Origin of the sequence: Cohnella sp. GbtcB17 (assembly GCF_019091135.1) — a bacterium.
Classification (GTDB): domain Bacteria; phylum Bacillota; class Bacilli; order Paenibacillales; family Paenibacillaceae; genus Cohnella.
Window position 1 is genome coordinate 38,585 of sequence record NZ_JAGXJW010000005.1, and the last position, 24,623, is coordinate 63,207.

At 61.9% G+C, this 24,623-nt stretch carries 22 protein-coding genes; 18 read left to right on the plus strand and 4 right to left on the minus strand.

All coding sequences use genetic code 11. The annotated features are described in order from the left end of the window. Positions 1–100: 100 nt before the first annotated feature. The 4 genes from KVT38_RS03575 (at position 101) to KVT38_RS03590 (ending at position 2,753) form a co-directional block, all read left to right on the plus strand. Complete coding sequence (locus tag KVT38_RS03575) at positions 101–1,216, plus strand: aminopeptidase (RefSeq protein WP_217592322.1); 1,116 nt, start codon at positions 101–103, stop codon at positions 1,214–1,216. 83 nt (positions 1,217–1,299) lie between these two features. After that, positions 1,300–1,539, plus strand: a complete 240-nt coding sequence (locus KVT38_RS03580; protein WP_217592323.1) for an HPr family phosphocarrier protein — start codon at positions 1,300–1,302, stop codon at positions 1,537–1,539. Between the two features lie 153 nt (positions 1,540–1,692). Continuing rightward, positions 1,693–2,295, plus strand: coding sequence for a DedA family protein (locus KVT38_RS03585; RefSeq protein ID WP_217592324.1), 603 nt, complete (start codon positions 1,693–1,695; stop codon positions 2,293–2,295). Positions 2,296–2,453: 158 nt separating this feature from the next. Next, positions 2,454–2,753 (plus strand): Fpa/YlaN family protein, encoded by a 300-nt coding sequence (locus tag KVT38_RS03590; protein ID WP_217592325.1) that lies wholly within the window; start codon positions 2,454–2,456, stop codon positions 2,751–2,753. A 74-nt stretch (positions 2,754–2,827) separates the two neighbouring features. Here KVT38_RS03590 and cax read toward each other — a convergent pair whose 3' ends face one another. Next, entirely contained in the window at positions 2,828–3,886 is a 1,059-nt protein-coding gene (gene cax / locus KVT38_RS03595) for a calcium/proton exchanger (RefSeq protein WP_217592326.1), read from the minus strand. Between the two features lie 152 nt (positions 3,887–4,038). Here cax and KVT38_RS03600 point away from each other — a divergent pair, with 152 nt between their 5' ends. Beyond that, the gene (locus KVT38_RS03600) at positions 4,039–4,431 is read left to right on the plus strand and encodes an Asp23/Gls24 family envelope stress response protein (RefSeq protein WP_217592327.1); all 393 of its coding nucleotides are present in this window, start codon (positions 4,039–4,041) and stop codon (positions 4,429–4,431) included. Between the two features lie 42 nt (positions 4,432–4,473). On the opposite strand, the gene ftsW is transcribed toward KVT38_RS03600, so the two are convergent. Together ftsW and KVT38_RS03610 are read right to left on the minus strand one after the other, a co-directional pair. Beyond that, positions 4,474–5,658, minus strand: coding sequence for a putative lipid II flippase FtsW (ftsW, locus tag KVT38_RS03605; protein WP_217592328.1), 1,185 nt, complete (start codon positions 5,656–5,658; stop codon positions 4,474–4,476). A 19-nt stretch (positions 5,659–5,677) separates the two neighbouring features. Beyond that, on the minus strand, positions 5,678–6,022 hold the full coding sequence (locus KVT38_RS03610; RefSeq protein WP_217592329.1) for a YugN family protein: 345 nt from the start codon (positions 6,020–6,022) through the stop codon (positions 5,678–5,680). A gap of 157 nt (positions 6,023–6,179) precedes the next feature. Here KVT38_RS03610 and KVT38_RS03615 point away from each other — a divergent pair, with 157 nt between their 5' ends. From KVT38_RS03615 to KVT38_RS03650, 8 genes are all read left to right on the plus strand, one after another. Then, positions 6,180–7,391 (plus strand): amidohydrolase, encoded by a 1,212-nt coding sequence (locus tag KVT38_RS03615; protein ID WP_217592330.1) that lies wholly within the window; start codon positions 6,180–6,182, stop codon positions 7,389–7,391. Between the two features lie 201 nt (positions 7,392–7,592). Continuing rightward, a complete protein-coding gene (locus KVT38_RS03620; RefSeq protein WP_217592331.1) occupies positions 7,593–9,356 on the plus strand; it encodes a DNA repair helicase XPB in 1,764 nt (587 codons plus the stop codon). Beyond that, positions 9,353–11,212 (plus strand): helicase-associated domain-containing protein, encoded by a 1,860-nt coding sequence (locus KVT38_RS03625; RefSeq protein ID WP_217592332.1) that lies wholly within the window; start codon positions 9,353–9,355, stop codon positions 11,210–11,212. The genes KVT38_RS03620 and KVT38_RS03625 overlap by 4 nt, the downstream gene beginning before the upstream one ends. 74 nt (positions 11,213–11,286) lie before the next feature. After that, complete coding sequence (locus KVT38_RS03630) at positions 11,287–11,775, plus strand: YlbF/YmcA family competence regulator (RefSeq protein WP_217592444.1); 489 nt, start codon at positions 11,287–11,289, stop codon at positions 11,773–11,775. Positions 11,776–11,818: 43 nt separating this feature from the next. Further along, on the plus strand, positions 11,819–12,082 hold the full coding sequence (locus KVT38_RS03635; protein WP_217592333.1) for a YlbG family protein: 264 nt from the start codon (positions 11,819–11,821) through the stop codon (positions 12,080–12,082). A 221-nt stretch (positions 12,083–12,303) separates the two neighbouring features. Continuing rightward, entirely contained in the window at positions 12,304–12,741 is a 438-nt protein-coding gene (locus KVT38_RS03640) for a hypothetical protein (protein ID WP_217592334.1), read from the plus strand. Between the two features lie 134 nt (positions 12,742–12,875). Next, positions 12,876–13,775: a LysR family transcriptional regulator gene (locus KVT38_RS03645; protein WP_217592335.1), complete on the plus strand. Its 900-nt coding sequence runs from the start codon at positions 12,876–12,878 to the stop codon at positions 13,773–13,775. Then, positions 13,772–14,671, plus strand: coding sequence for a PHP domain-containing protein (locus tag KVT38_RS03650; protein ID WP_217592336.1), 900 nt, complete (start codon positions 13,772–13,774; stop codon positions 14,669–14,671). The genes KVT38_RS03645 and KVT38_RS03650 overlap by 4 nt, the downstream gene beginning before the upstream one ends. On the opposite strand, the gene KVT38_RS03655 is transcribed toward KVT38_RS03650, so the two are convergent. Continuing rightward, entirely contained in the window at positions 14,595–15,491 is an 897-nt protein-coding gene (locus KVT38_RS03655) for a helix-turn-helix transcriptional regulator (RefSeq protein WP_217592337.1), read from the minus strand. The genes KVT38_RS03650 and KVT38_RS03655 overlap by 77 nt on opposite strands. Before the next feature lie 203 nt (positions 15,492–15,694). Here KVT38_RS03655 and KVT38_RS03660 point away from each other — a divergent pair, with 203 nt between their 5' ends. The 5 genes from KVT38_RS03660 to KVT38_RS03680 all read left to right on the plus strand — a co-directional run bounded on the left by KVT38_RS03660 (position 15,695) and on the right by KVT38_RS03680 (position 24,400). Further along, positions 15,695–18,025, plus strand: a complete 2,331-nt coding sequence (locus KVT38_RS03660; RefSeq protein WP_217592338.1) for a glycoside hydrolase family 95 protein — start codon at positions 15,695–15,697, stop codon at positions 18,023–18,025. 97 nt (positions 18,026–18,122) lie between these two features. Next, on the plus strand, positions 18,123–20,417 hold the full coding sequence (locus KVT38_RS03665; RefSeq protein WP_217592339.1) for an AraC family transcriptional regulator: 2,295 nt from the start codon (positions 18,123–18,125) through the stop codon (positions 20,415–20,417). A gap of 295 nt (positions 20,418–20,712) precedes the next feature. Further along, a complete protein-coding gene (locus KVT38_RS03670) occupies positions 20,713–21,690 on the plus strand; it encodes an ABC transporter permease (RefSeq protein WP_217592340.1) in 978 nt (325 codons plus the stop codon). Between the two features lie 15 nt (positions 21,691–21,705). Next, a complete protein-coding gene (locus KVT38_RS03675; protein ID WP_217592341.1) occupies positions 21,706–22,614 on the plus strand; it encodes a carbohydrate ABC transporter permease in 909 nt (302 codons plus the stop codon). 94 nt (positions 22,615–22,708) lie between these two features. Further along, the gene (locus tag KVT38_RS03680; protein ID WP_483298155.1) at positions 22,709–24,400 is read left to right on the plus strand and encodes an extracellular solute-binding protein; all 1,692 of its coding nucleotides are present in this window, start codon (positions 22,709–22,711) and stop codon (positions 24,398–24,400) included. Positions 24,401–24,623: the final 223 nt, after the last annotated feature.

Here is a 24,623-nt window from a genome sequence, read left to right on the forward strand (position 1 = left end):
CCTCCGCTTGTCCTTTTTTGCGTGCGGGATTTTTCATTGCGCTGTCCCCGGTGGTACAATGTTAGCACGCACAAGAACAGATCAATCGGAGGTCATATCGATGCGCGACGCGCGAATTCAACAGTTGGCGGCCAATCTGGCCGGATATTCCGTTAACGTGCAGCCCGGCGAACATGTGCTGATCGAGATGATCGGACCGGAGCGCGAGCTGCTCAAGGCGCTCGTCGAAGAGGTCGCGAAGCGCGGAGGATACCCGCACGTCGAGATCGAAGACCGCTCCGTCACGCGGGAGCTGCTGCGTCATGCCCGTCCCGAGATGGTCGAGACGTGGGCGGCGTACGAGATGGACCGCATGAAGCGCATGCAGGGCTATATCGGCATCCGCTCCGGCGACAACGTGAACGAGTTGTCCGACGTCCCGAAGGACAAGATGGCGCTTTTCGACAGCGTGCATCGTCATCCGATCCATCTGGAGCAGCGCGTCAAGCATACGAAGTGGGTCGTGCTCCGCTACCCGAACGCCTCTATGGCGCAGCTGGCCGGCCGTTCCACCGAAGCGTTCGAGGATTTTTACTTCGACGTATGCAACCTGGATTACGCCAAAATGGACAAGGCGATGGACCCGCTTCATGCGCTCATGAAGAAGACCGACAAGGTGCGGATTACAGGGCCCGGCACCGAGCTTTCCTTTTCGATTAAGGGCATCGGCGCAAAAAAATGTTCGGGCGCCCGCAACATTCCGGACGGCGAGGTGTACTCATGTCCGATCCGCGATTCGGTGAACGGCACGATCGCTTACAATACGCCAAGCGTTTATAATGGATTCGCTTATGAAAATGTCACATTCACGTTCGAAAACGGAAAAATCGTCAAAGCGACCGCGAACGACGGCGAGCGGATCAACGCCCTGCTCGACACCGACGAGGGCGCGCGTTATATCGGCGAGTTCAGTCTGGGCTTCAATCCGTACATTCTTCACCCGATGAAGGACACACTGTTCGACGAAAAAATCGCGGGCAGCCTGCACTTCACGCCCGGGCAAGCCTACGAGGATTGCGACAACGGCAACCGCTCGGCGATCCATTGGGATCTCGTCCTCATCCAACGGCCCGAATACGGCGGCGGAGAGATTTATTTCGACGATGTCATGATCCGCAAAGACGGACTGTTCCTCCTGCCTGAGCTTGAGGGGTTAAATCCGGACAACCTCAAATGAAGCGTTTACCCCTTGCCACCGTTCCGCGATACAGAGTATGATGGGTAATGAAATCGTGAACCCTAATTCTTGGAGGGATTGCCTTGACCAACAACGCTGCAATCGTGGAATTGTCACAAACTGCGAACAAGTTCCGTTCTTCAATCGTTCTTCAAGCCGACAACAAGTACATCGACGTGAAAAGCATCCTGGGCCTGTTTACCACGCTCGTGGGCGGACATGCTTATGAGCTGCACGTTCACGGTCCGGACGCGGACGAGGCGAAGAAGGAGCTCGGCGACGTGTTCGCCAAGCACAACCTGAACGTCACGATCGTAGACTGACGCCTTCGGGCTAGCGGTGCCAGGCAGTGCCCATATCGGCTTCCCCCGTCCATTCGGACGGGGTGTTTGTCTTCAGGGGACCTAACGAGTTTGCGATAACGCCGATACATATCCGGGCAGCGTGCTGCCCGCACCAGGAGATGCAGACGATCCATGACCGATTCATTGCTAGGGCTCGTGTTCGAATACGGCTATGTCGGTTTGTTTCTCGCCATGGCGCTAGGCTTGGTCGGCATACCCGTGCCCGACGAAGCGCTGCTGACGGCGGCGGGCTACCTGCTGGCGCAAGGGCATCTGAAGCTCGGCTACACGATGGTGGCCGCGATCACGGGCAGCGTAGCCGGCATGTCGCTCAGCTACTTGCTCGGCAGATGGCTAGGGCGCCCGCTGCTGACGAAGTACGGACCGCTGCTGCGGTTGACGCCGGACAAGCTCGCAAGGCACGAGGAACGCTTTGCCAAGTGGGGGCATATCCTCGTCCTTGCCGGCTACTTCGTGCCTGGCCTTCGGCATATGACCGCCTTGTTCATCGGACTGGGCAAGCATCCGTATCGGCCATTCCTTTTTTACGCATCTCTTGGCGCGCTCGCTTGGACAAGTACGTTCGAGCTGCTTGGCGTGCTGCTCGGCGAGCACTGGCGGGAGAGCGCCTTGTATGTCCAACGCGAAGCGGTGATGGCGTTCGTGCTGCTCGTGGGCATGGGCGGCCTGCTTTTTCTGCTCCGGCGTTACGCGATTCGCAAGAATAACGGCTGATTCGGTTTTTCGCGCGCGCTTGTCGTCTTCTTTCGCTTTCCCGTCCTTGTGCTTGGGCCGCTTTTCGTCTAATATGATAGTGAAGCATCATATCGCATACAAGAGGCGGCACTGCCGTTTGCAATTAAATCGGCACGATAGGCACAGGGGGAGTGGGAATGGCTTCATCGGATGTCATGTTGAATCTGAACGAGAAGGCGCTTCGCCTCCTGCAGGACGACGCCGGCAAGATCGAGAAACTGATCGCCATCCAAATGGAGAACCTGGCCACTCGCAAATGCCCGCTTTACGAAGAAGTGCTGGACACGCAGATGTACGGTTTTTCTCGGGCGGTCGACTTTGCGGTGCGGGCGGGTCTCGTAGAGGAATTGGAAGGCAAGCAATTGATCAGTCAATTGGAGCGCAATCTGGCTCTGCTATACGAAGCGCTGGCGCAGAAGGCGGAGCTCGAAGCCTGAAGCCTCTCGCACGACAAAGACCTTCGACAAGCGGCATTTAGCCGCTAGCGAAGGTCTTTTCTTCTTTTTTGCGTTTAGATGAAGTAAAAGGCGACGCCGAGCATGATATAGACAAGGAGCAGCAGCTTGCCCTCGTACCAGGTCGTAGAGCCGTCGCGGGAGACCGAAGTCGTGATCAGCGCCGCTACGGCGATCGCCGCGATCTCGACGGTGGTGAAGATCAGGTCCATCTGCTCGGTGAACAGCAGGCTGACGAAGACGAGAACGGGAGCGACGAACAAAGCGATCTGCAGGCTGCTGCCGACTGCGATTTCCACGGCGGCGCCCATCTTGTTTTTCATGGCGAGCATGATCGCCGCGCTATGCTCGGCCGCATTGCCGATGATGGCGACGATAAACGCACCGACGAACAGTTCGGACATGCCGTAATCCGCGGTAAACGTATGAAGCGTGCCGACCAGCCATTCGCTGACGAAGGCCACCATCACGGTGGCGACGATCAGGAACAGGATGGAGCGGCTTTTGGACCAGGTCGGGACTTCACCGTGCGCCGCCTGCGTGTCCGCGTGATCCTCCAGGAAGCTCTTGTGCGTGATCATCGAATAGATCAGCCATCCGACATAAGCAACGATAAGCAGGCCGGAGACGATCTCGCTCATTCGGAACGCATCGGTGCTTCCGATATGCTCGGTCTTGACGAAGATCGCCGGGACGAACAGCGCGATTACGCCGAGCAGCATCAGCGAAGCGTTTTGCCCGGCTAAGTGGACGTTGAATTTCTGCTCCTTGAACTTGAGTCCGCCTGCGAACGCGCTGGCGCCGAGTACAAGAAGCAGGTTGCCGATAATGGAGCCGGTGAGGCTCGCCTTTACCATTTCGAACAAGCCTTCCTTGACGAGAAAGATGGCGATGATGAGCTCTGCCGCATTGCCGAAGGTGGCATTCAGGAAGCCTCCGAGCCGCTGTCCGGCGTAATGGGAAACCGCCTCGGTCGACTTGCCGAGGAATCCTGCGACGAACACGACCGCGATCGCCGAGACGACGAACTGGAACACGGTGTTCATGTGCGCGTAATGCGCGATGGCGCTTAGCACGAAAAAGACGGCCAAGAGCGGGAAAAACAGCTTCTTCAACTTTGGACACCTCGAGTCGGAAAAATATGTAACGAACCGGCATTTCTTAATATATCCAATGGCGGCCTACTTGTACAATACCCAATCGGTTGCGCGCGCACACAACATCCATTACAATGTAGTCATTATCGAAACGGGAGCGTGGTCCGCGGATGATGGAACAAATGCAGGAAGGCCTCATACGAATCTCCGACGACGTCGTCGCGACGATCGCCGGTCTGGCCGCGCTGGAGACGCCTGGCGTCGCCGCGATGTCCGGCGGTATGTCCGAGGGTCTGGCCAAGCGTCTGAGCGGCAAAAACGCGCAGAAGGGCGTATCCGTCGAAGTCGGCCAGCTGGAAGCCGCCATCGATCTGCGCATCGTCGTGCTGTACGGCAGCCCGATTCAGGAAGTGGGCCGCCGCCTTCAGGAGAACGTGCGGGAAGCCGTCGAGAATATGACGGGCCTTCGCGTCGTTGAAGTGAACGTTAAAGTGGAAGGCGTCGCATTCAAGGACGAAGCGGGCGCAGAACAAGAGGAGGCGCTCACCGTTCGGGTCAAGTGAACGCGGCGCATACATAAAAAGCGAAAAAAAGCGCATTGCTGCTCATACGTGCAGCGACGCGCTTTTTTTGCGAGGTTCCGTTCGTTGGATGCCTACCCGGTTGTATTCTCTGGAGATGCTAAGCAGGATGCCCATCCCGATCATCAGAGACATTAGCGATGAGCCGCCGTAGCTGATAAAAGGAAGCGTGACCCCCGTCATCGGAATCGCATTGCTGACACCGCCCATGTTGATCAGCGCCTGGATGCCGATGAGAGAGACGAGACCGATGCCGACGAGCGTGCCGTAAATGTCGGGGCAGCGCAGCGAGACGATCAGCGCCCGCCAGAGGAAGAGCACGTAAAAAATCAAAAATATCGTCACGCCGAAAAAGCCGAGCTCCTCCGCGATGACCGAAAAAATAAAGTCGTTGTACGCCTCGGGCAAGTAGAACAGCTTCTGCACGCTGTTGCCGAGCCCCGCGCCCCAGAAGCCGCCGTGGCCGAACGCCTCGAGCGAGCGAAGCAGCTGCAGGCCGTTGCCTTGCGGATCCGAGAAGGGGTCGCGATAAGCGGCGATCCGCTCCATGCGGTACCCGCCGTCATCGCCCGAGACGAGGAAGTAGATGCTGAGCACGAGCGCGGCGAGGCCGCCAAGAACGGCGGCGGACAGCAGCACCTGCTTCAGGTTGGCGCCGCCCGCGATGATGATGATCGTCGCCGTCAGCAGCAGGATGACGCTCGAGCCGAAGTCGGGCTGCAAAATGATCAGGCCGACGATAAAGCCCACCACGATCATGACGGGAAGCAGTCCCCGCTTGAACTCGCGGAACTTGTCCTCCTTTTTCGTAATGATCGCCGCCAGATACAGGATCACGGCGAGCTTGGCGAGCTCTGTGGGCTGAATGCCGAGGCCCGCGAAGCGGATCCAACTGCTCGCGCCGTTGATCGCCGAGAAAAACGGCACCATGATAAGCAGCACGATCGTGAATAGCATAAGGGGCAAAAAGAGCTTCTTGAACTTGGCGTAAGGCACGTTCATGATGACGAGCATCACAAATGTGCCGAGTCCCGCCCAAGCGAACTGCCGCTTGGTGAAGTACAACGCGTCGTTGCCGAACTTCTCCGTTGCCCCCGCCATGCTGGAGCTCGCGCTGAAAACCATGACCAGACCGAAACCGACCAGCGCCAGCGTCAAAATCATCAGCAGGAAGTCGGGCGCGCCCCGCGAGCCTTCGGAGGTCTTCATGGTCTGTCGCTCCGGAACGTCAAGCGAGCAGCTGTCTGAGCTCGTTCAGGCGCAAGGTCGCGGTGTTGAGGATCGGCTGGGGCACCGGCGATTCGTACTCGAGGCCGTGCGGGAACGTGGCGCGTCCGATGTAAACCGCTTCGATCGTCAGAATCGCGTCCGGATTTTCCAGCCGGCCTTCGACCGCGCGCGTGCTGAAGCGCAGGAAGTAGTCGCTGTTCGTGCCTGCGTCGGTCAGCTTCAGATCGTATGTAGCGCGCGTATATTCCCACTGCCAGCGGATGAAGCCCACTTTTTCGGCCGATTCGTCCAGCGTGGCCAGATCGATCTGGATTCCGTTCAATCCGGTATTTTCAATTAACATCCCAAGTTCCTCCTTTAAAAATGCGGCAAGGCTTGTTTCCACCCTCCATCATAGACGGTTTGGACACCTTCTGCAAGCGTTCTTCCGCCCTGCCGCAAGCGTCCGGGCGGGCGGATGCCGTGTCGAATCGGACGCCGATCTGTTACAATAGGAAACAATGAAGAGCTACGTAGAGGAGGCGGACGCTGTGGACATCGATGAACAACGATTGCAGTCGCTGCATGGGCAAGCCGTCGAATGGCGCAGGCATTTGCATATGCATCCGGAGCTGTCGTTCAAGGAAACGAATACCGCGGCGATGATCGCCGATCTGCTGGAATCGTGGGGACTCAACGTCAGGCGCGGCGTGTCGGGAACCGGCGTCGTCGCCACGCTGAAGGGGACGCTGCCCGGCAGAACCGTGGCCCTGCGCGCCGACACCGACGCGCTGCCGATCCAAGACGCCAAGGATGTCGAGTACGCGTCCCAGGTGCCGGGGGTCATGCACGCCTGCGGGCTCGACGGACATACGGCGCAGCTGCTCGCGACGGCCAAATATTATTCGGAACATCGGCATGAAACGGCGGGTACGCGCGTCTTCTTGTTCCAGCCCGGCGAAGAGGTGCTGCCCGGCGGCGCGATCGGCATGATCGCGGACGGCGCGCTGGACGGGGTGGACGTCGTATACGGCATCCATCTGTGGACGCCGCTGCCCGTCGGTACGATCGCGACCCGGCCTGGTCCGCTGATGGCCGAGCCGGACGAGTTCGAGATCGAGATCCGCGGCCGCGGGGGGCACGGCGGGTTGCCTCACGAAGCGAAGGACGCGCTGGTCGCGGGCGCTCATCTGGTCGTCGCCCTGCAGACCGTCGTCTCGCGAAGCGTCGACCCGTTGGAGGCGGCGGTGTTGTCCATCGGCCAATTCCGGGCCGGTACCGCGCGCAACGTCATCGCGGACAGCTGCAGGCTGAGCGGCACGGTGCGAAGCTTCGACCCGCGCGTGCGCGAGCTTGTGCGCAGCCGGATGGACGACATTATCCGGCATGCCTGCGCGTTGCACGGCGTCGATTATACATTCGAATTTTACGAAGGCTATCCGCCGGTCGTCAACGATCCGCGCGAGGCGGCGCGCGTCCTGCGCGTGGCCGCGGTTGCGCACGACGAAGGCGAGGTTCGCGAGTGCGAACGCATCATGGCCGGCGAAGACTTTTCCTATTATTTGAAGGAACGGCCGGGCTGCTTCTTCTTCGTCGGCGCAGGCCGGACCGACCGTTCATCCGCGCCGCATCACCATCCGGGCTTCGATATCGACGAGCGCGCGCTGCGGCACGCGATCAAGCTGCTGATCGCGGTGGCGGACGACGCCGCGGCGGACGAGGCGCAGGCGTGAGTTAACAAGGGGTTAAATGCATCAAGAGTCTTTCAGGAAAAACGATAACATTTTCTTCGGGACGGACAGGCCGCTCTTCTTCGCGCCAGGCGATGAGGGGCGGCTTGTTTGCTGCCGGCGAAAGGAGGGGGCTGCCCGGGGCTGCGCTTATAAAAGCGAGATTCGGGGGCATCCTTGGTATAAAAAGGAGGCGACCGACCTATGACGCTCTCACGCAACCCAACCGCGCCGATCATCGCCCAGTCGGACGGCACGCTGCTGCTGGACGAACGGCTGCCGGGGTTCGGCGAAGCGCAGGAGCTGCTGCGCGCGATCGCGGAGCTTCAGAAGCGCCCCGGCCATCTGCACACTTACCGCGTCACGCCGATCACCGTATGGAATGCGGCGGCTGCGGGCTGGACGGCCGCGCGAGCCCTGGCGAGCCTGCGCGCCTTGTCCAGGTACGGCGTGCCCGCGGCGCTTGAGCGGGATCTTGCGGCGCAGTTCGCCCGCTACGGGCAGCTGCGGCTCGGCGTGAAGGACGGAGAGCTCCGCCTGCATGCGAAGGAACCCGCGACGCTTGCGGCCGTCGCCGAACTGAAGGCGGTGTCCGGCTGGCTGCGATTGTCAGCGGGAGGCGAATACGCGGTGGTGCGCCCCGATGCGAGAGGCTGGCTCAAGCGCGAGCTGGCACTCGCGGGGTATCCGGTCAACGACGAGGCAGGCTACCGGAGCGGCGAGCCGCTGCCGTTGGCATTGCGTCGAACCGGCCCGTCGGCCGGACTGCGCGATTACCAGCAGGCGGCGGTGGACGCGCTGCTCGGCAGGGAGGGCGTCGCGGTAGACGCTGCCGGCGACGCCTTTGCCGGCGCAGCCGCCTCGGCTGCCACGGGCGGCAGCGGCGTCGTCGTTCTGCCCTGTGGTGCCGGCAAGACGTGGGTGGGCATCGGCGCGCTCGCGCGCCTTGCCTGCGAGACGCTGATCCTGACGCCGAACACGGTGTCGGTCACCCAGTGGGTTCGCGAGCTGCGCCGGGCGACGACGCTCGGCGACGAACAGATCGGCGCATACACCGGGGAGCGCAAGGAGGTCCGTCCCGTGACGGTCGCCACATACCAGGTGCTGACCAGCCGCGGCGGCGAGCGGGGCAGCAATGCGCATTGGCAGCTGTTTCAAGACCGCAACTGGGGACTCATCATTTATGACGAGGTGCACCTGCAGCCTGCGCCCGTCTTTAGGCTGACCGCCGAGCTGCAGGCGACACGTAGGCTCGGGCTGACCGCGGCGAGCGTGCGCGGGGGCGGCCGGGAGGGCGACGTATTCGCGCTGGTCGGGCCGAAGGCGTACGAAGCGCCATGGAAAAGCCTGGAGGAAGCAGGCTGGATCGCGGAGGCCGCCTGCAGCGAAGTGCGCGTGCCGCTTGAGCCCGACTGCGCCGAGCGGTATGCGGCGGCGCCGGCGCGTCTGCGCAGCCGGATCGCGGGCGAAAATCCGCGCAAGGCCGAAGTCGTCCGCGCGCTGCTGGCGCGTCACGAGGGCGAGCGGGCGCTCGTCATCGGCCAATATCTCGACCAGCTTCGCCGCATGTCGCGGGAGCTGGGGCTGCCGCTCGTGACGGGCGACATGCCGCACGGCGAACGGCAAGCGTTGTTCGACCGTTTCAATCGGGGCGAGCTCCGCGCGCTGGCGCTGTCGAAGGTCGCGAACTTCGCGGTCGATCTGCCGGACGCTGCGGTGGCGGTCCAGATCTCCGGCAGCTTCGGGACCAGGCAGGAGGGGGCGCTGCGCCTCGGGCGAATTCTGCGGCCCAAGGAGAACGGCGGCGGGGCCTCGTTTTATTCCCTTGTCAGCGAGCATACGGACGAGGTCGAATATGCGCGCCGCAGGCAGCGGTTTCTCGTCCAGCAGGGGTACCGTTACGAGGTGCGGCACTGGACGGATGACGGGAGCGCGGCGGAGCGGCCGACCGCGGACAGCGCGCGATGAACGTGCGGGAGATCGTCGGCGAATTGCCCGAAGCCGCCCTGAGCTGGCTGCGCGAAGGCCCCTGGACGGCCGGCAGAGCCGCGAAAGGCGGCAGCCTCGCGGAAGTGCTGGCGGATCCGGCGCGGGCGACCGAGTGGGCCGGGAAAGCGCCGATGCTCGCGCGGGATACGCTCGCGCTGATCGTCAGGCGCTTCGGCCCCGCACCGTTTCCGGAGGAGAAGCTCGCGCCGGAAGGCGGCAAGCCGCCGTTCGGCTGGACGGGGGCCGAGCTGCGGCTTGCCGTTCAGCTGCTTCGGCGCGACGGCATCGTGTTCGCGATCGACCGTCCCTGGGGGGACCGGCTGCTGCTCGTGCCGTCGGACATGTGCGCCGTGTGGCGCAGGCTGCTGCTCCCGCTGCGCATACAGCCGCTGCCCGAGGAGACGTGGACGGACGGCTGCGATGCCGTCGCATCGCCGCTGTCCCACGAACTGATCGCCGCATGGTCGGCGATTCGGCGGACCGGCCTGCCGCTCACGGCCAAGGGGGCGCCGCGCAAGCAGGATGCGGCCCGCCTCGCGTCCGCGATGCGCCTTGCGTCCGAGGACATCCCGCCGCAGGCCGTACCGGCAGCTTGGGCCGCGCTGCCCGCGCCGGCGGTGCTCGCGCTCCGACTGGGCCATGCCGTCGGCATGCTTCGGCGGCGCGGACGCGCGATCGCGGCCGAGCCGAACGAGGCCGCGAAGGCCTGGCTGGCGCTGCCCGCCGCCGAAGCGGAGCTGCACCTGCTCGAGCAGGCGGCGGACTGTCTGCTCGCGGCAGACGAGCCCGGCGCATGGCAGGCCGCGGAGTCGCTGCGCGACCTGGCGCCGATGCACTGGTACCTGGGGGCCGATGTGGCGAAGGCGATGCCGACGCCGGAAGCGGCCAAGGCGGCGGAAGGCTGGATCCGCTTTCTGCGTGCGGCAGGCTGGATGGAGACGGGGAACTGTGCGGAAGGCGCCGCCTTGCGGTGGACCATCGATCCGACTCCCGAGCGGCCGGCGGCGGGCGGCTACGAACACTACGAGTTGATGCCCGACCTCGAGGCGATCGTGCCGCCGGAGGTGCCGCCCGGCGCCCGGTGGGAGCTCGAGCTGCTGGCGCGCCGCCTGTCCGAGGACGTCGTGGCCGTCTACCGGATCGACGCGGACGCTTGCCGCCGGGCGCTTGCGGGCGGAACGAGCCTCGAGCAGGCGCGCGCGATGCTGGAGCGCGGCTCGGGCGAGCCGCTGCCCGAAGCGGTGGACGTCGCGCTGCGCGACTGGTTTCACCCAACGCCCGCGCCAGCCGACGTGACGCCATCGGATGCGTCTTCGCCGCTTACGGACGCCGAGCGGCCGATTGCCGGCGACGAAGCCGACGACCGCTCCGAGGAGGCGCAGGCGCTTGACGGCGAACGAGACGAATGGTTTGGGGAAGTGGACGCCGCTATCATCAAGCGCGTCGCATCCGAGGCGCAAGCCTGGGACGTCAGGCCGCCCGTCCTGTCGAGCAAGCTTTTTCCCGGCGCCGAGCGCGTGCCGCCCGGCTGGCTCAAGCAGCCCGCGCCGTATCACGTCTCCACGCGCAAAGAGATCGTGGAGCGGGCGATCGGCTGGAGCGCCGGATTGCGGCTCATGAAGGAGCGCGCGTGGCTGGACTTCGCGCCGGAACGCCTCATGCCTGCCGAACCGGGCGGCTGGTGCGTCTGGGGCAGGCCGTTCGTCCGGGAGGCCGGCAGCGGCAGACCGGTGCTCGCCGAGCACCCGGTCGCGCTCGAAGCCGCGGAGATCGGCCCGCTGGTGATTTTGCTTCCCGAAGCGGCGCGTGAGGACGCTTCCCGACCGGTTACTTGACCCCTCGATGCGAATATGTGATATGATAGACCATGTATCCCAAGCGCATAAGGGCAGGTGGTTAAGTCTTGACCATGGTTAAATCCCTCCCTGCGGCGGAGGCGTCCGTCGGCTACTCGCCGGATCCAGCGGCCGACCTGACGGCGATCGCGGCACGCGCCTTCGAGCTGGGAGATTTGATAAAGCACTCCGCTTTGACGGAGGATTACGTATATTGGAAGCGTACCGTTGCACGCAGCGGCGAAGCGCAGCGGCGCATCCGCGAGTTTATCAAGGCCAAGGACAAGTTCAGCGAGTGCGAGCGCTTCGGACGCTTTCACCCCGATTACAACGAGGCGCTGGACAAGGTTTACGAAGCCGAGGCGAAGCTCGAGGAGATCGAGGAGGTCCGCCGCTTCAAGGAAGCGGAGCGCGCGGTCGACCTGCTGCTTCACGAAGTGTCGCTGCTGATCGCGCATTCGGTGTCCGAGACGATCAAGGTGCCGGACAACGATCCGAATCCCAAAGCGTCGGGCTGCGGCAGCGGAGGCAGCTGCTCCTGCGGCAGCGGGGGCTGCGGATAATAACGACGCCGGCTTCGGCCGGCTTGCGGAACGGAGGAGCATCATGTTCGCCGAACGGATCGGCTATATCGTATGGTTCAGCGACTGGAAGGCGGCGCGCGCGCTGGACAAGTACGGCAGCCTGCATTATATGTCTCGCAAGATGAATTACGCCGTCCTCTACATGGACGCGGATACCTCGGAGGACACGGTGCGCAACCTGCAGCGGCTGCCCTACGTCCGCAAGATCGAGCGCTCCTACCGGGGCGAGATCAAGACCGAGTACGAGAGCAACGTGCCGGACAAGACCCGGTTTTACGGGCTCTGAGCGAGTGACAAGCGATTGGAGCGCCGCGCCGGCGACCGGGCGGCGCTCTTTTTTTATAAGGCTTTTTTGGGAGCGCGAACATAAAATAAATGTAAAGTATGGAATCTATTTTTTTTAATGTTGAATGTACGGGAATAATTGCGATAGAATGTATATATATGCCTAGCAACTCAAACCCTTTATAGGTCTTTTGGCTCATGCGATCGAGGGAGGGAAGTCCCGTGAAAGACAAGCAAACGGAGCGTTGGAGTACGTACGAGCCTTTTTTCGTTGAGCTTGGGGATAAAAAAGTCGCGGACATCATCATTACGAATCACGCTCGCGTTCGTTGGACCGACCGCGTCGAATCCGAAAAAACGGGATTTTCCGATATCGCCGAGTTTTTGTGGCAGTGTCTGAAAGAAGGCCGCGTCGTATCTTACTATCGCAACGAAGAGGATGTCTACACGATCGACGACGACCTTGTGTTCGTGGCGGAGTTCGCCGTCTCGGAAAAGGAAGTCGACCTGCTCGGCAATCCGCTCCACAAGATGATCGTCGTGACCTTTCTGGGCCGCATGTCGGAGACGATGGAGCTGCGCGATCTGAAGACGTACTACTCCTGGCTGCGGCATTCGCGTCGCATGACGCTGATCAAGAACAACCGCAAGCGTCGCTAAACCTATTCATATTAAAGCATGCCGCGCGGCATGCTTTTTTTTGCGCGGCAAAGGCGAAGGCCGCAGCGCGAAGATCGCGGCGCCGGATTGTGTTATAATGCATTCAAATGTCCGGAAGGCAGGAATTCGATATTATGGCGCTGAACGTGCATCAACTCCACACCTTTTACGCGGTTGCGGAGAGGGGGAGCTTTTCCGCCGCCGCCCAGACGCTGCACATGACGCAGCCCGCGGTGACGATGCAGATTCAGGCGCTCGAGGAGCGGTTCGGGGCGAAGCTGTTCCAGCGGTCCGCGAAGAAGCTGGAGCTGACCGATGCGGGGCGCGCCCTGCTGCCGCAAGCGCGCAAGGCGATGGAGCTGATGCGGGAGACCGACGCGATCATGGCCGCGCATGCCGAGCAGCTCAAGGGCCGGCTGAAGTTCGCCGCCAGCCTGACGATCGGCGAATACGTGCTGCCGAGGCTGCTCGCGCCTTTTTTGAAGCGGTATCCCGAGCTGTCGCTGAGCATGCGCATCATCAACACGTCCGAGATTATAGAGGAGATCGAAAATCACGGTCTCGCCTTCGGACTGGTTGAAGGACGCGCGGAAGGGCCGGGCCTGCTCGCCGAGCCGGTCATGAACGACGAGCTTGTGCTCGTCGCGCCCGCGGGGCATCCGTTCGCCGCGCGCGGCGAGGTCGAGCTCGATGAAGTGCTGAAGGAGCCGATGGTGCTGCGCGAGACGGGCTCCGGCACGCGGCAGGTCATGGAGGAGGAGCTGCTGCGGCATGGCGCGCTGCCTTCCGATCTGCGGGTCGTGAGCGACTTCGGGAGCACGGGCGCCGTGAAGTCGGCCGTCGAGGCGGGACTTGGGCTGTCCTTCGTGTCCGTCTGGACGATCCGTCACGAGACTGCGCTCTCGCTGCTCGCGCCGGTGAAAATTCGCGGCGTTTCGTTTCGCCGGCAATTCTACGCCGTTCGCCAGCAATCGTCGGATCTGCCGATCGGGGGCGCGGCGCTGCTAGACTACTTAAGGGGGATTCAAGCTTGAACAGAGCGGACCTGCACACCCACACGACCGCGTCGGACGGTCTTCACAGGCCGTCGGACAATGTCCGCATGGCGGCGGAGGCGGGCCTCGCCGCCATCGGCATTACGGATCACGATACGGTGGCCGGACTCGACGAAGCGAGGCAAGCCGCGAAGGCATTCGGTGTCGAAGTCGTGCCGGGGGTCGAGATCAGTACGGCGCAGGACGGCCAGGATATTCATATACTCGGCTATTATGCCGACGACCGCGATCCGGTATTTTTGGCGAGACTTGCTTCCCAGCGCCGCGTGCGCGATTCGCGCAACGAGCTGATCGTCGCCAGGCTGAACGAGCTTGGCGTGCGTCTCTCCTGGGAAGCCGTGCTGGGCGCGGCGGGAAGGGACCGGGGACCGGACGAGACGGTCGGCCGGCCGCACATCGCCGAGGCGCTGGTGCGGATGGGGGCGGTAGGCTCGCTCCAGGAGGCGTTCGACCGGTATTTGGCCGAAGGCAAGCCGGCATACGTGCTGCCCCCGCGGATCGCGCCGGCAGAGGCGATCGCCTGGATTCACGAAGCCGGGGGCGCAGCCGTCGTCGCCCATCCCGGATTGTACGGGGCCGACGAGACCGTAGAAGCGCTGCTGCGCGGCGGCGTCGCGGACGGCGTCGAGGCGTACCATTCGGACCACACGGCCGAGGACGAACGGCGTTATGCGGCTATGGCGGAGCGGTACGGCGTCGTCGCAACCGGCGGCTCGGACTTCCACGGCGAGCGCAAGGGACGGGTGTACCACGGTCCGATCGGCTCGCGATCGGCCGACGCGGACGTCGTGCGCGCGCTTAAGGAGCGGGCGCAGGGTCGGCGGGCGGCACGCCCGTCGGATTTGCAGGACGACGGCGGTACTGCATCGGACTGACGCCGTAGTAAGCGCCGAAGTGGCGCGTAAACGGATGGATCGACGGGTAGCCGAGCTTGTCCGCGACGGCGGTGATCGTCAGGTCGCTCTCCCGCAGCAGGATCGCCGCCCTTCGCATGCGAAGACGATGCTGGTAGGCTTTGGGGGTGTACCCCGTTTCCCGAAGGAACAGCTCGTGAAAATATGTGCGGCTGAGGCCGCACATCTCCCACCATTCGCCGACGCTCTCGCGCCGGCCGGGGTCTCGTTCGAGACGCTCGAGCAGCCTTACGATCCGGTAATCGCTCGGACGGCGCGTATGGCGCGCATTGTACCAGTTCAGCATCCATGCATAAATCATGCTGTTCAGAATCTCGCTGCGATAGTAGCGGGATTGTTCGTATACCTGCACGATGCGCAGCAGCTCGTCGTAGAGCTGCGGCTCGTCCTGGAGCGATGACACCCCGGGAAGCGCGTCCAGCTCGGCGCAAGGGCTGGCGACGGAGACGGCGCCCAGCCGAAAGGGCTCCGGCGCGTAAATAAAGACGCGGTTCAGCGAGACCGGGTCTTTGGCATCCCACAGGTCGAAGTACAAATTAAAAGAAGAGAGCGGCCGCTCCGGCGAGATATGGAACGCGTGCGGCTGACCGGGGCGCAAAAAGACGAGCGCCCTTTTGTCGAGCGGATAGCGTCTGCCCTCGATCTCCATCTCTCCGCCGCCTTCGGGGAACAGATGCATCGCGTACACGCTGCACACCCGAAGCCCTTCGTTCGCGCTGCCGTCGTACACGTACGGCATCAGATCGCCGAGATAAGGCGTCATTTCGGACAGCTTTTTCATATCGGAACCTCCCTGCGGAACAAAAAATGACCGGATGAATCGTCAAATTGGTGGATGCGCTAACAAATACGAAACGCTCCTCTCATGGTACGATATCAATGACGATATGAAAAGCGTTCGCGTCAGCTTGCGGACGATCAAACAAATGAAATCGCATCGGGGCCAGCGGCGGAAGCGATCGAAACGCGAAGGGTGAACGGAAGATGAACGATACGAAGCTGTGGTACGACAAAGGCGCGGACGGCTGGAAGCAGGGCTTGCCGCTCGGCAACGGAAAAATGGGAGCGGTCATATACGGAGATGCGGCGCGCGAGGTTTGGTGCCTGACCGAGATCACCTATTGGTCGGGCAAGCCGGAGGAGACGCCGTTCGCGCCGCGGGACAAAGCCGATCTGGAGGCGCTCAGAGACAATTTCTGGCGGGGCGACTATGCCGCCGGCGAGGAGCGCGCAGCAGCGCTGCTGCAGTCGGAAAAAGGGAACTTCGGCACGCATATGCCGCTGTGCGATCTGATCGTGACGTTCAGGGACGTCATCGGCGGGGGCGTGACGCGGGAGCTCGACCTGGAGACGGCGCTGTACGCGTTCGCTTGCGAGGATCGGACGGGCATCCGCCGCGAAGCGCTGGCGAGCCATCCGGACGGCGTCATCGCCGGCCATCTGGCAAGCGCAAGACCGGGCGGCGTATCGTTCGCGCTGGCGCTCGAGGGACGGACGGAGCGCTTCACTTCGTCGGCGGATGCCGCATCAGGCGTCCTGTCGTTCGCGGGCCGGGCGACCGAGACGATGCATAGCGACGGCCAATGCGGCGTGCGGGCCGAGGGACGCGTCCGAGTCGTAACGCGCGGCGGGCAAGTGACGGCGCATGGCGGTCGGCTGGTCGTCGAGGGGGCGGACGAGGCGTGGATCTACGTCGCCGCGAGCACGGATTACGGCAGGGAAGGCGAGGACTGGCGCGGCGAATGCGCGATCGCGGTCGACCGGGCGGCGGCCAAAGGGTACGCGAAGGTGCGCGAGGATCATGTCGCCGACTACCGCAAGCTGTACGACCGCGTGGCGGTATCGCTCGGCAGTCCCCGGGAGAGCGGACGGCTGCCGCTCGACGAACGAATGAGCCGCTTGCGCGAAGGCGTGGACGATCCCGGCCTGTTCGCCCTGTTTTTCCAATACGGACGTTATCTCACGATCTCCGGCTCGCGAGAGGATTCGGCGCTGCCTCTCCACCTGCAGGGCATCTGGAACGACGGCGAGGCGAACCGCATGGCCTGGAGCTGCGATTATCATCTCGACATCAACACGGAGATGAACTACTTCCCGACCGAGGCGGCCAATCTGGCCGAATGTCACCTGCCGCTGCTGCGCTACGTGGAGCGCCTGGCGGAAGCGGGACGCCGCACCGCACGCGACTTCTACGGCGCGCCGGGATGGGTCGCGCACGTGTTTTCCAACGCTTGGGGCTTCACCGCGCCGGGGTGGCATTATTCGTGGGGACTGAACGTGACGGGCGGGCTGTGGCTGGCCGAGCAGCTGCGCGTTCACTATGAATACGGGCTCGACGACGAGTTTCTGCGGCGAAGCGCCTATCCGGTGCTCAAGGAGGCGGCGCTGTTTTTCCTGGACTACATGAGCGTCCATCCGGAGACGGGCTGGCTCGTCACCGGGCCTTCCAATTCGCCGGAAAACAGCTTCTACGTCGGGGAAGACCGCGACCGCAGCTATGCGCTGTCCATGGGCGCGACGCTCGATCAGGTGCTCGTGCGCGATCTGTTCGCATTTTGCCTGGATGCAGCCGAGCGGCTGGGCACGGACGCAGCCTTCCAGGCGCAACTGAGCGCGGCGATTCGCCGGCTGCCGCCGTTGCAGATCGGCGCGGGCGGTCAGCTGCAGGAATGGCTGGAGGATTACGGCGAAGCACAGCCGGATCACAGACACGTCTCGCATCTGCACGCGCTGTTCCCCGGCGCGCAGATCACCCCGCGCGATACGCCTGCGCTGGCCGAAGCGGCGAAGCGTACGCTCGCGAACCGGATGGACGCGGCCGAGCTCGAGGACGTGGAGTTCACGCTCGCGCTGTTCGCGGGCGGCTTCGCGAGGCTTGGCGAAGGGGAGCTGGCGCTGCGCCAGCTGTCTTATCTCGTCGGGAGGCTCTGCTTCGACAATCTGCTGACGTATTCCAAGGCGGGTATCGCGGGGGCGGAGAGCAATATTTTCGTCGCGGACGGCAACTTCGGGGGGGGGGCCGCCTTCGCGGAGATGCTGATGCAAAGTCACGGCGGCGCCATCCATCTGCTGCCCGCGCTTCCCGCGAGCTGGCATACCGGCAGCATAAGAGGCCTGAAGGCAAGGGGCAACGCCGAGGTCGACCTTGTCTGGGCGGACGGAGAGCTGACTGGCGCGACGATCCGGGCCGGTGCTCCCTTGCAGACTGCGCTCCGATACGGAAATCGCGAGATTCGTTTGAACCTGCAAGCCGGCGAGACGGTCGCCGTGGACGCCGAGCTGATCGCCTCCTCCGCGCTCCCAACCGAAAGATAGAACGCAAAGCTGCGACAACTACGGGGCTGCCGATCCAGGCGGACCGGTAGTTGTCTTTCGTGTATAATGGTGCTACTAGAAAAAGGGGGGTCGGGCGTTGCCGAAGCATTCGAGGATTTACCGCAACTTTCTGCTCTCCTACCTCGTCATCCTGATCCTGCCCAGCATCGCGGGTTATATGTCCTACCGGACCTCGATCGAGGTCACGCAGACGATCTCCATCGAGAACGGCGTTACTCAGCTGCAGAACGCGCAGCAGCTGCTGGAACGCAGAATGGCCGAGGTCGAGGGGTTCACGCGGCAGTTGGCGCTGAACCAGGATCTGTTCGTGCTCATGAACGAGAAAAAGAGCGACGGCGACGTCAATTTGTACAGCATCTGGAACGTGCTGCGGAACGTTATGGTTTTCGGCCAGACGAACGACTTCCTGCGGAACTACTATATTTATCTGCGAAATTATAACGTCGTCCTGACGCCGGGCTCCGCTTATTTCCGTCCCGAGCATTATTACGAGACCGCGCATTACCGCAACATGACGCTGGACGACTGGCGCAATACGATTCTGAACAAGCCGCACAGCCGGGAGATTTTGCCGCTCAGCCCGTTCGAGGACGGCGACGGACAGACATCCGTCATTTCGTATATGCAATCGCTTCCATTGGACAGCTTCGTCGACGCGTCGCCGGCGACCGTCGTCGTCATCATCGACGAGAAGACGATCCAGAGCCTGCTGACGGGACTGAAGGACCGGTACGGCGGCTGGACGTACATCAGCGACCGCGAAGGCAAGACGATCAGCAGGCAAGGCATTGAGGAAAAGGAAATCGCTCGTCTGAACGGGACGGACGGCTTGCGTGCGGACGAACAGAGCCAGTTTTACGGCGACGACCTCGTCATCGCCATCCAGTCGGACAAGACGGGATGGACGTACCGCGCCGGCATCCCCAAGGCCGTGCTCATGGAAAACGCGAACCATATTAAATTCATCACGTGGACGGTGACGGCGGTAGCGCTCGTGGTCGGACTGCTGGCCGGCATCGTATTGTCGTACCGGAACAGCGCGCCGATCAACCGGCTGCTAGGCGTATTCCGCGATCAATTCGCCAAGGATCAGCCGCCGCTCGGCAACGCCTACGATTTCCTGCACGGCAACGTCGCCAACATGCTGACGAACAACAAATGGCTGCAAAGCGAGCTCGACCGGCAGCTGCCGCTCGTGCAGGACGCCTACTTGAAGCGGCTGCTCGCCGGCGAATTCCAGACGCGCGACGAGGCCGAAGCTGCGGCGGACCAGGCAGGCCTTCGGTTCGGCTTCGCGTCCGGCGCCGTCGGCATTTTGCGCATCGAAGGGTACGCGGGCATCGACACGGTCGAGATTTTGAACGAATTGAACGCCGCGCGTTTGCTCGTCAAGCAAAACCTGCGCGAGCTGTTTCCCGACCTGCAGATGACGGATATGGGCTCGGATCGCGTGGCCGCGCTGTTCGGCTATTTGCCCGAGCAGTCCGAGGAGGCCGGGGAGCGCGAGCTCGAGAGCAAGCTTCGGCCGCTGGCCGTTCGCCTGTTCGACGAATACAAAATTTCCGTCACCGCCGCCTTCGGGGAAAGCTTCGCCACGGCGCTGGAGGTCAGCCGCTCGAGCGAGCAGGCGCGGGAGACGCTCGAGTATGCCGATTATGCCGTCCGCAAGGATATTTTATGGCATCGGGACATCCGCTCCGAGAGCGCGACCTATTATTATCCGCTCGAGACGGAGCTTCGGCTGATCGGCACGATCCGGGCGGGCGAGCGGGAAGAGGCGCGCCGGATGGTGGAGGAGCTGCTCGCGCGCAACGCCGAGAGCCGGGAGCTCTCGCCGGACATGAAGCGGCAGCTGGTCGGCGAGTTAAAGGGGACGCTGCTCAAAGTGCTCGATCAGAAAGCGTTCCAATCCGCCGAACCGTTCGAATCGGTCAAAAACCGGACGCTTGCCATCCAGGAGACGGATTCGCTCGAGGCGGTCCGCGAAGAGATCGGCCAAATTACCGATACGCTGTGCGGCGTCGTGGCCGCGAAAAAAAACGATCTGCACCACAAGACGGTCGAGGAGATCAAGAAGTATATCGCGGAAAAGTACTCGGACGCCGAACTGACGCTCTACAAGGTCGCCGAGCAGGTGGAGCGGCCGGAAAAATACATTTCGCAGCTGTTCAAGGACGTCACCGGCACGAATCTGTCCGATTATCTGGAGAAAATCCGCATGGATCGCGCGGCCGAGCTGCTGCGGGACCGAAGCGCCACGATCGACGAGATCGCGTACAGGGTCGGCTACAACAGCTCGCATTCGTTCCGCAGGGCGTTCAAGCGGGTATCGGGCGTATCGCCGAGCGCGTACAGACAGTCGTTCGATTGAATTAGCTTTTCTAAATGCGACCGTCGGGGGATTCCCCTGACGGTTTTTTTGCGTTGTATCCCCGCTCCGGCGCGTCCCGATCGACCGTACCGTTTTCCGCTGGCCCGTCCACGCGCAGTTTCGCGGAAAATGGGCCGTTCTATGGCGAATCGGCTCCTTCAAATCGGGTTTTTGGTACGCCGAAATACCGATTTGTACCTACCGAACGACGATTTGGATGCGCTATCATCGGACCTGTAGAAAGCGCTGCCAAGCAAAATCGGCGCTAGGGAACGATAGGAGGGGATCGTCGACGATGGATGGAGAAATCGCATGGGAAGGCAACGCGCAGACGCAGCCGATCCGCAAGCGGATAAAAAGGAGCCGGACGCTCGAAGCCAGGAAAAGCTTCAAAAAGCATTGGCAGCTGTACCTGGTCGTCCTACCGCCGCTTTTGTTTTTTCTGATTTTTAAGTACTACCCGATGGCGAACGCCGTGCTCGCCTTCAAAGATTACAACGTTATCAAAGGCATCTGGGGCAGTCCCTGGGTCGGGATGCGAAACTTCAAGCTCTTTTTCGACAACCCGATCTTCTGGGATCTGATCCGCAATACGATTCTGCTGAGCGGCTACCTGCTGCTGGCGGGCTTCCCGATTCCGATCCTGCTCGCGCTCATGCTGAACGAGATCCGCAGCGGACGCTTCAAGCGCATCGTGCAGCTCGTGACGTTCGCGCCTTACTTTATCTCGACGGTTGTCATGGTGTCGATCATCATGCTGTTTCTCGCGCCGAGACTCGGCTTCGCCAACGTCGCCTTGAACCATCTGGGCTTCGATTCGATCAACTTCCTCGGCGAGCCCGGCATGTTCCGCTCGATCTACGTCTGGTCCGACATCTGGCAGACGGCCGGCTATTCGGCGGTCATCTACCTGGCGGCGCTCGCGGGCATCGACCCGACGCTGTACGAGGCGGCCAAGGTCGACGGCGCCTCCCGCTTTCAGAAGATCATTCATGTCGACCTGCCGGGCATCCTGCCCACGATCGTCGTCATCCTCATTCTGAACGTCGGCAATGTGATGGCGATCGGCTTCGAAAAGGTGTACCTGCTTCAAAATCCGCTGAACCAGTCGACCTCGGAAATCATTGCGACCTACGTTTACAGCATCGGCCTGCTCAACGCGAACTACAGCTTCGCCACCGCGGTCGGCCTGTTCAACTCGGTCATCAATCTGGTGCTGCTGCTCCTGGTCAACGGCATCGCCAAGCGTCTGACGAGCAATAGCATCTGGTAGAAAGGAGATTCGAACATGCAAGCACAAGCCGCAACCAAGCGAACGGCGATCCGGGAATCGACCGGCGACCGTCTGTTCATGGCCGTCGTCTATACGATCCTCACGATCGTGCTGATCGCCGTCCTGTATCCGCTCATTTACATTGTCAGCAGCTCGATCAGCAGCCCCGCCGCCGTCACGTCCGGACGGGTGTTCCTCTGGCCGGTGGACATTTCCTTCAAGGGCTTCGAGACGCTTTTCAACACGCCCGCGATCCTGACCGGCTACGGCAATTCGATCTTCTATACGGCCGCCGGCACGCTGATCAGCGTCGCGCTGACGGTGATGATCGCCTATCCGCTGTCGCGCAAAACGTTTTTCGGACGCAACGCCATCATGATGATCGTCACCTTCACGATGATTTTCAGCGGCGGCCTCATCCCGACCTACATGGTCGTCAAGTCGCTGCACCTGATCGATACCCGGTGGGCGCTGCTCATCCCGAACGCGATCTGGGTGTGGCAGGTCATTATCGCCCGCACGTTTTTCCAGGCTTCGATACCCGATGAACTCGCCGAGGCCGCCGAGATCGACGGCTGCAGCGATCTGCGCTTTATGCGCAGCGTCGTCATCCCGCTCTCCAAGCCGATACTCGCCGTGCTCGTGCTCATGTATGCCGTCGGTCAGTGGAATGCTTACTTCGACGCGCTCATTTACCTAAAGTCCGCCAACCTGTTCCCGCTGCAGCTCGTGCTGCGCAGCATCATCATTCAGAACAACAGCTCCGGCATGATGGATGCGATGAAAATGGTCGAGCGGCAGCAGCTGTCCGAGCTGCTCAAGTATTCGCTGATCGTCGTGGCGACGCTGCCCGTGCTCATTATCTATCCGTTCGTGCAGCGCTATTTCGTACAGGGCATGCTGGTCGGTTCCGTGAAGGGATAACGCCGTCGGGCGGCGAATGTGAGAGGGGGGATGCGTATGTAGCACGCTGCCGCAAACTTAGCCTGCAACTATCCAAGAAAAGGGAGCGACCCACTTGAAAAAGAGAATCGTAAGTCTGCTGGCGATCGTCATCGCCCTCAGCATGGCACTCGCGGCCTGCGCGAAAAACGACAATTCGTCCGCCTCCTCGGGCGGCGCTTCATCCTCGTCCTCGTCCGCTTCCGCATCCGCGTCGGGAAGCGATGCGGCATCCGCAGCGCCGGTTCCGATCAAAGTATTTTCGATCCAGGAGTCCGGCATCGACCTGACCACGAACAAATTTTCCAAGTTTATCGAGGATAAATTCAACATCAAGTTCGACTGGCAGCTCAACCCGTCCGACGGCGCGAAGGAAAAACGCCAAATCTCCCTCGCGAGCGGCGACTATCCGGACGCCTACATCCTGCCTTCCTACATCGATCATTTCTCGCAAGCGGATCTGCTCAAGTACGGCAAGCAGGGCGTCATCGTCCCGCTGAACGACCTGATCGATCAATACGGCCCGAACATCAAGGCGGCGATGGAAGCGCATCCCGACCTGAAGCAATACATTACGGCGCCGGACGGCAACATTTACGGCCTCGTCTCCTACACGCAATGCTTCCACTGCTCGTATCCGAACAAAATGTGGGTCAATACCAAATGGATGAAGCAGCTCGGCATCCAGCCTCCGAAGACGACCGAAGAATTCAAGGCGATGCTCGAAGCGTTCAAGACGAAGGATCCGAACGGCAACGGCAAGCAGGACGAAGTGCCGCTGAGCGGCTCGATCGAAGACTTCGGCGTCCGCGTCGTGCCTTACCTGATGAACGGCTTCGTCTATGACGACGACCGCAATTACCTGAATCTGAAGGATGGCAAGGTCGTATCCGCGGCCATCACGCCGGAGTGGAAGGAAGGCCTCGCTTATATCAAGTCGCTCTACGACGAGAAGCTGATCGATCCGGGCGCGTTCACGCAAAACGCCGAAGCGTTCAAGAAGATCGGCGAGAACGGCGACGCACAAATTCTCGGCGCAGGCGCAGGCATGCACCCCGCCATCTTCGTCAACATCGACAAAGGCAACCGTTTCTCCGCCGACTACGACGCATTGCCGCCGCTGACCGGTCCGCACGGCTCGCTGGCGACGCATGACGGCGGCGGCGTCGATCCGGGCGCCAAGTTCGTCATCACTAACAAAGCGAGCAAGGAAGCGCAGGTTGCGCTGATCAAGATGGTCGACTATATGTTCACGCCGGAAGGACAGACGAACGGCGCATCGGGCATGGAAGGCATCGATTGGGAGAAGCCGGGTCCGGACGACGTCGCGCTGGACGAGAGCATCAAGGCGCAGTTCAAGCCGATTCCGGCGACCGAAGGCGAAGCGCCGCGCAATGCGGGCTGGAGCGGCGTCGCCCACTTCTACCAGCCGAAGGAATACCGCGACAGCTTCGTCTCGGCGACGGACATCTACGATTCGGCCGGCTACGAGCGCAGACTGTATCAAGCGACCCTCGAGTACCAAGGCCACGAGCCGAAGGAGCTGTTCCCGCTCTGGTCGCTCTGGATCGATCCGGCGCTCACCGACGAAGCCAGCATTCTTCAGACGAACCTCAAGAACTACATCGAGCGCAGCGAGCTTCAATTCATCACGGGCAATCTTGACCTCAACAAAGACTGGGACAGCTACGTGAAGGGTCTGAAGGACCTGAAGCTGGACCGTTACCTGGAAATTCTCCAGCAAGCATACGACAAGGCCGCGAAGTAAGCGCAAGCGAAGCACAAGCTAAGCGCAAGCGGGCAGCCTGCATAATAACGCGCAGCACAGGCCTTCTGGCCGCAAAGCCGGAAGGCCTGGCTTGTCATGCCCGAAAAGGAAATCGAGGGGAGGCGGGCTTCTGATACCGCCGCAGGGGCAAGACGATAAATGTTTTTGGTTTCTTCGGTAAGCGCTTCCTTAAGTCGGATACGCACAAGCGCAGAGATCGTCC

What these genes read in the sequence shown, in the direction of transcription:
- KVT38_RS03575 (WP_217592322.1), top strand. Translation starts at nt 101, where the DNA reads ATGCGCGACGCGCGAATTCAACAGTTGGCGGCCAATCTGGCCGGATAT.
- KVT38_RS03635 (WP_217592333.1), top strand. Translation starts at nt 11,819, where the DNA reads ATGTTCGCCGAACGGATCGGCTATATCGTATGGTTCAGCGACTGGAAG.
- KVT38_RS03620 (WP_217592331.1), top strand. Translation starts at nt 7,593, where the DNA reads ATGACGCTCTCACGCAACCCAACCGCGCCGATCATCGCCCAGTCGGAC.
- KVT38_RS03645 (WP_217592335.1), top strand. Translation starts at nt 12,876, where the DNA reads ATGGCGCTGAACGTGCATCAACTCCACACCTTTTACGCGGTTGCGGAG.
- ftsW (WP_217592328.1), bottom strand. Translation starts at nt 5,658, where the DNA reads ATGAAGACCTCCGAAGGCTCGCGGGGCGCGCCCGACTTCCTGCTGATG.
- KVT38_RS03585 (WP_217592324.1), top strand. Translation starts at nt 1,693, where the DNA reads ATGACCGATTCATTGCTAGGGCTCGTGTTCGAATACGGCTATGTCGGT.
- KVT38_RS03675 (WP_217592341.1), top strand. Translation starts at nt 21,706, where the DNA reads ATGCAAGCACAAGCCGCAACCAAGCGAACGGCGATCCGGGAATCGACC.
- KVT38_RS03670 (WP_217592340.1), top strand. Translation starts at nt 20,713, where the DNA reads ATGGATGGAGAAATCGCATGGGAAGGCAACGCGCAGACGCAGCCGATC.
- KVT38_RS03655 (WP_217592337.1), bottom strand. Translation starts at nt 15,491, where the DNA reads ATGAAAAAGCTGTCCGAAATGACGCCTTATCTCGGCGATCTGATGCCG.
- KVT38_RS03630 (WP_217592444.1), top strand. Translation starts at nt 11,287, where the DNA reads ATGGTTAAATCCCTCCCTGCGGCGGAGGCGTCCGTCGGCTACTCGCCG.
- KVT38_RS03660 (WP_217592338.1), top strand. Translation starts at nt 15,695, where the DNA reads ATGAACGATACGAAGCTGTGGTACGACAAAGGCGCGGACGGCTGGAAG.
- KVT38_RS03600 (WP_217592327.1), top strand. Translation starts at nt 4,039, where the DNA reads ATGATGGAACAAATGCAGGAAGGCCTCATACGAATCTCCGACGACGTC.
- KVT38_RS03615 (WP_217592330.1), top strand. Translation starts at nt 6,180, where the DNA reads ATGAAGAGCTACGTAGAGGAGGCGGACGCTGTGGACATCGATGAACAA.
- KVT38_RS03610 (WP_217592329.1), bottom strand. Translation starts at nt 6,022, where the DNA reads ATGTTAATTGAAAATACCGGATTGAACGGAATCCAGATCGATCTGGCC.
- KVT38_RS03625 (WP_217592332.1), top strand. Translation starts at nt 9,353, where the DNA reads ATGAACGTGCGGGAGATCGTCGGCGAATTGCCCGAAGCCGCCCTGAGC.
- KVT38_RS03590 (WP_217592325.1), top strand. Translation starts at nt 2,454, where the DNA reads ATGGCTTCATCGGATGTCATGTTGAATCTGAACGAGAAGGCGCTTCGC.